This window comes from Streptomyces sp. NRRL B-24572 (assembly GCF_002156145.1).
GTDB lineage: Bacteria > Actinomycetota > Actinomycetes > Streptomycetales > Streptomycetaceae > Streptomyces > Streptomyces vietnamensis.
The window spans coordinates 1-942 of record NZ_MWIG01001084.1; the positions used below are offsets into that span (position 1 = coordinate 1).

Here is a 942-nt window from a genome sequence, read left to right on the forward strand (position 1 = left end):
TCCGGCCGCGCGCGAGGGGAGAGGGGGAGGGGGTGCGCCTACGTCAGTACGGTCAGCGTGATCGAGCCGTCCGCCGCGGGCTCCACCCGCAGTCGGGTGAGGTCGGCGATGTGCACGTCCGGAGCGAAGGCCGCCGCGCGCGGGCCCACGCCCACGACGCGCATGCCGGCCGCGCGGCCCGCCTGGATGCCGGCCTCGGAGTCCTCGAAGACCACGCAGTCCGCCGGGTCGAAGCCCAGCGCCGCCGCGCCCTTCAGGAAGCCCTCGGGGTCCGGCTTGCTCGCCCCGACGCCCTCGGCCGTGATCCGGACCTCCGGCATCCGGAGCGCCGCCGCGCCCATCCGGGCCTGCGCCAGCGCCTCGTCCGCCGAGGTCACCAGGGCGTGCGGGAGATCGGCGATCGCGGCCATGAAGGCGGGGGCGCCGGGGACGGGCACGACCCCGTCGAGGTCGGCGGTCTCCTCGGCCAGCATCACCCGGTTGTCGGCATGGTTCTCCGCCATCGGGCGGTCCGGGAGGAGGACGGCCATCGTCGCGAACCCCTGACGGCCGTGGACCACCTTGAGCACCTCGTCCGCGTCGAGACCCTGCCGGTCCGCCCAGCGGCGCCAGCAGCGCTCGACGACGGCGTCCGAGTTGACGAGGGTGCCGTCCATGTCGAGAAGGAGGGCGCGGGCGGTGAGCGTTGCCGGGGTGGTGGCAGGCATCGGGTCTCCAGAGGGGGTGGCGCGGAGAACGAAGCGGTCCCGCCCGCCGGTCAGGGGAGCGGGCGGGGCCACTTTGTTCTTTCACGATACAAAACCGTGGGCCGTCTTGGCCAACCGGTCCGCCGCCCTCGGGGCAGCGGGGTACTCCGCCCTCGGGGCGACGAGGTGCTCCGCCCTCAGGACAGCGGGGTACTCCGCCCTCGGGGCGACGAGGTGCTCCGCCCTCAGGACAGCG

General features: G+C 74.7%; 1 protein-coding gene. It reads right to left on the reverse strand.

The window, feature by feature from the left end:
* Positions 1-38: 38 nt before the first annotated feature.
* Positions 39-707, reverse strand: coding sequence for an HAD-IA family hydrolase (locus CCN56_RS40375; RefSeq protein ID WP_086832521.1), 669 nt, complete (start codon positions 705-707; stop codon positions 39-41).
* Positions 708-942 lie beyond the last annotated feature (235 nt).

Bases quoted from the DNA above. Each gene is read 5' to 3' on its own strand.
- CCN56_RS40375 (WP_086832521.1), bottom strand. From the start codon at position 707: ATGCCTGCCACCACCCCGGCAACGCTCACCGCCCGCGCCCTCCTTCTC.